5 protein-coding genes and 1 pseudogene are annotated in these 3,532 nt (G+C 41.6%); 2 read left to right on the forward strand and 4 right to left on the reverse strand.

What is annotated here, in order from left to right:
* Nucleotides 1-195, forward strand: a 195-nt coding sequence (locus tag JWQ85_RS06970; protein ID WP_299465997.1) for a hypothetical protein, incomplete at its 5' end; no start/stop codon positions are given.
* A 122-nt stretch (nucleotides 196-317) separates the two neighbouring features.
* Nucleotides 318-785, forward strand: a complete 468-nt coding sequence (gene rnhA, locus JWQ85_RS06975) for a ribonuclease HI (RefSeq protein ID WP_299466001.1) — start codon at nucleotides 318-320, stop codon at nucleotides 783-785.
* Between the two features lie 73 nt (nucleotides 786-858).
* On the opposite strand, the gene fbp is transcribed toward rnhA, so the two are convergent.
* The 4 genes and pseudogenes from fbp to JWQ85_RS06995 all read right to left on the reverse strand — a co-directional run.
* Nucleotides 859-1,908, reverse strand: coding sequence for a class 1 fructose-bisphosphatase (gene fbp, locus JWQ85_RS06980; RefSeq protein WP_299466004.1), 1,050 nt, complete (start codon nucleotides 1,906-1,908; stop codon nucleotides 859-861).
* Nucleotides 1,909-1,931: 23 nt separating this feature from the next.
* Nucleotides 1,932-2,423: a metallophosphoesterase family protein gene (locus JWQ85_RS06985; RefSeq protein ID WP_299466007.1), complete on the reverse strand. Its 492-nt coding sequence runs from the start codon at nucleotides 2,421-2,423 to the stop codon at nucleotides 1,932-1,934.
* 35 nt (nucleotides 2,424-2,458) lie between these two features.
* On the reverse strand, nucleotides 2,459-3,169 hold the full coding sequence (locus JWQ85_RS06990; RefSeq protein ID WP_299466010.1) for a methyltransferase: 711 nt from the start codon (nucleotides 3,167-3,169) through the stop codon (nucleotides 2,459-2,461).
* Between the two features lie 6 nt (nucleotides 3,170-3,175).
* A pseudogene (locus tag JWQ85_RS06995) lies at nucleotides 3,176-3,532 on the reverse strand (glycosyltransferase family 2 protein); the annotation flags it as partial.

Raw genomic sequence — 3,532 nt, forward strand, 5'->3', positions numbered from 1 at the left:
CTGCAGATAAGCAGGCATACACTGCTTACCATAAAACAAAATCTTTTTTGGGCGTTTGCCTATAATATTATTGCTATCCCTGTAGCGGCACTTGGTTTCCTTAACCCTATGGTAGGTGCTTTCGCCATGGCTTTTTCAGATGTGATCGTGATTGGGAATTCGTTAAGATTGAAAGTGAAAAAAGTGAATGGTTAATAGATCATGGTTCATGGTTGCTGCAATAGTTGTATAGCGGTTTAATAAAGTTTTATACTTTTGAGGCTTTAACGGTACAGGATCTTGCTATGATCTATGAACCATCAACTATAAGCTAATACATGATAGAAATTTACACAGACGGTTCGTCAAGTGGGAACCCGGGGCCGGGTGGTTACGGAGTTATTATGAGATCTGGTCAGCATTATAAAGAGCTGTCTGCAGGGTTTCGTAAAACCACCAATAATCGTATGGAACTGCTGGCCGTTATAACCGGACTGGAAGCTATCAAATCACCAAATCAGTCTGTTACTATCTACTCCGATTCTAAATATGTTATAGATGCCATTGAAAAACGTTGGGTGCATGGCTGGGTAGCAAAAGGCTTTGCAGGTAAAAAAAATAAAGACCTGTGGCTGCGCTATCTAACTATCAGCAAGTTGCATAACATTAAATTTGTATGGGTACGCGGCCATAACGGCCACCCCGAAAACGAGCGCTGCGACCAACTTGCCGTAGCTGCCGGTAAACAAAAAGACCTATTGATAGATACCGTTTTTGAAATGGAATCCGCTAAGGCGGGTGCTTAGTAACTGGTTATGGCGTATGGTTCATGGTTCATAGCAGCTACTATTAACCATGAACCATACGCTATAAACTCGCTCACTGCAAACACACTTCGCCTTCAAAATTCTTTTTAATAAGCTGTGGCGAAAAGCAGGCCATCATTTCTTCGGCTTTGTTAACCATATTTTTTGAACCGATGAATATAGCCGTGCGTTGATGCAGTTCGGTTACTTCCAGTTCCAGTATACGATTATACCCATTGCTGGCCTTGCCCCCTGCCTGCTCTATTATAAACGCCATTGGGTTACACTCGTACACTAAACGCAGTTTACCATTAGGCGCGGCAGCAGTTAAAGGATAGATAAATATGCCACCTTTTATCATGTTGCGGTGCAGGTCGGCAACCATTGAGCCAATGTAACGGGAAGTATAAGGCCTTTGGGTTTTAGTATCTTCTACCTGGCAATATTTAATATACTTTTTTACCCCATCCGGAAAGTGCGAGTAATAACCCTCATTTATCGAATAAATAACGCCATCATCGGGGATGCGCAGATCCGGGTGCGACAGGCAAAACTCTCCTATTGATGGATCGAGCGTGAAGCCATTAACACCTTTGCCCGTAGTATAAACCAGCATAGTTGATGAGCCGTATATTACATAACCTGCGGCTACTTGCTCAGTCCCCCGCTGTAATACATCTTTTAAATCGGCCTTGCCTTCAGTAGATATCCTGCGATAGATAGAGAAGATGGTACCTATACCAACGTTAACATCAATATTTGATGAGCCATCCAGTGGATCAATCGCGACAACATACTTAGCGTCTTTTGAGATATCGGATTCGATATTGATACAGTCATCATTTTCTTCGGATGCTACCATGCAGCACTCACCGCCACATTTAAGAGCAGAGATGAACTGTTCATTGGCATACACATCCAGCTTCTTTTGCCCTTCGCCCTGAATATTCATTGTTCCGGCATCGCCCAAAATATCGGCAAGGCCGGCTTTGTTAACCTCACGGTTTACAATTTTGGCGGCAATACCTATATCACGCAACAAGCGCGACAACTCCCCCTTGGCATATGGAAAATCAGCTTGTTTTTCGATAATAAATTGACCTAAAGTTTTAACTGCTTTCATAGGCTTAGTGTATTTAATACATGTTATTTATGCAACTCAATAACGTCTAAGGTATGAATTTTTTCATCAGTTATAGAAAATCTTATTAAAGTTCGCACCTTTTGCCAACCCTGTTTCCCAGCTGCACCGGGGTTTAAGTGCAAACAATTTATCTTTTTATCATAAATTACTTTCAGGATATGCGAGTGGCCGCTGATAAATAAGCCAGGAGGCTTAGTGTATATTTCACGCTTCACGTCCGGCGCGTATTTATCCGGATATCCGCCTATATGGGTCATCCAAACATCTACCTTTTCGCACATAAAACGAAGGTGCTCCGGATAAACATCGCGGATGTCTTTTCCATCAATATTACCGTAAACCCCTCTAAGCGGTTTAAAGGCGGCAAGCTTATCGGCCAGCTCAATATTTCCAAAATCGCCGGCGTGCCAGATCTCATCACAGTTTTCAAAATGCTTAAAAACAGCGTCGTCCAGGTAACTATGGGTATCTGATATTAGGCCTATACGGGTCATTTGATTTTAGATTGTAGATGTACGATTTTAGATTTTTAAAATATCGTTAAAAAATCAGCCAACGCCACCTGGTATTCTAACGAGTAAATCTTTGGTTCGTCATATATGACAAATTCTTCTTCTAAAATACCTTTTTGTTCTTTACCAAAGGTGATGATCTCCCGGTGCGGTGCAGAATCAGCAAAGGATCTTATTGATATTATTTTTTGCAAATGCAATTGATACTTGGGAAGCAGATCTTTTATTAACGCAGCCGTTGCTAATGGCAATATTAGCTGACAGCTACCGGTATCTGTAAGGTATTCGTTTGTGCAGCGTAACAGTTTTTTAAAAAATGAACCATCCGTATGCCGGGCAAGGTTCTTTTTATCATTTGCCGATGTAAGCGAATCTAAAAAGAACGGCGGATTAGATACGATGAGGTCATACTTATTTCCTTTATGGCTGTCAAAAAACCCTTCAAATGTATTAAAGTGTGCATATACCCGGTGTTGGAACGACGAATTTTTAAAATTTCTGTTCGCTGTTTCGGCGGCAGCCTCATCAATTTCTATTCCGTCTATCCTTGCAACGGCAAAACGCTGTGCCAGCATCAGCGCAATCACGCCCGTGCCGGTGCCAATATCTACAATACTTTGCGGGTTATTGGCTTCGGCCAAAGCACCAAGTAATACGCCATCGGTATTTATCTTCATGGCGCAACCGCTTTGGTTTACATCAAACTGTTTAAATTTAAATATATCCATTGTGGCTTATTTAGCACCAAACAACCCATATTTAAGGATACAGAAAATAGCGCGCACTCCGTCTTTCCACCCTATTTTCTTGCCATCGTCATAGGTACGGCCATAATAAGATATACCCACTTCGTAGATGCGTATTTTAGGTATGCGTGCAACTTTCTGAGTTACTTCCGGCTCAAAACCAAAGCGCTGTTCCTTTAGCTCTATAGCTTGTATAAGCTTGGTATCAAATAACTTATAACAGGTTTCCATATCGGTAAGGTTAAGATTGCTCATCATATTTGATAAAAATGTTAGCCACCTGTTACCTATTGTATGCCAAAAGAAAAGTATCCTGTGCGGGTTGCTGCCCATAAACCTGGAACC

The organism is Mucilaginibacter sp., from assembly GCF_028288105.1.
GTDB lineage: Bacteria > Bacteroidota > Bacteroidia > Sphingobacteriales > Sphingobacteriaceae > Mucilaginibacter.